The sequence below is a fragment of the Neorhizobium vignae genome (assembly GCF_000732195.1).
Classification (GTDB): domain Bacteria; phylum Pseudomonadota; class Alphaproteobacteria; order Rhizobiales; family Rhizobiaceae; genus Neorhizobium; species Neorhizobium vignae.
Genome location: NZ_JNNU01000081.1, coordinates 1 through 421 on the forward strand (window position 1 = coordinate 1; position 421 = coordinate 421).

Genomic DNA, 421 nt, shown 5'->3' on the forward strand with positions numbered 1-421 from the left:
CGTTCCCTGCCATTGGTCCTGCTGCCTTTCAATTTGTCATGCTGTATTCGTGCCGCATCGTAGTAGTTCGCGGGGCCTCCGCTTCATCCGGTGGCAATTGGGAACCGGTTGAATTACACTGAGGCGTCGGGATGCTTGGGGTGAACGAATGCTTATTGCGCACGTTCATGTGCTCGATCCGATCGAGCCAAACGAACTTGCCATGCTGCAGCGGGTATTTGACCAAGCCTGCAAGGTTCGAGGTTTTCAAAAGCAGACACCCGAAGCGGTCGAGGTTGCGATCCTCATTGTCTCCCTCTACCAGCACGGAGTCCTTGACGAGAGGCAATTGACCGCAATGGTAATATGACCCAGCATTTCCGAGATAATGGCTGGCTGTGCGAAGCTCACCCTACCAGGCCATGGAGGGGAACCAACTCCT

General features: G+C 54.6%; 1 protein-coding gene. It reads left to right on the top strand.

Features of this window, described 5'->3' with window-relative positions:
* Positions 1-148 precede the first annotated feature (148 nt).
* Positions 149-349 (top strand): hypothetical protein, encoded by a 201-nt coding sequence (locus GQ59_RS30440; RefSeq protein ID WP_037088692.1) that lies wholly within the window; start codon positions 149-151, stop codon positions 347-349.
* Positions 350-421: the final 72 nt, after the last annotated feature.

Bases quoted from the DNA above. Each gene is read 5' to 3' on its own strand.
- GQ59_RS30440 (WP_037088692.1), top strand. From the start codon at position 149: ATGCTTATTGCGCACGTTCATGTGCTCGATCCGATCGAGCCAAACGAA.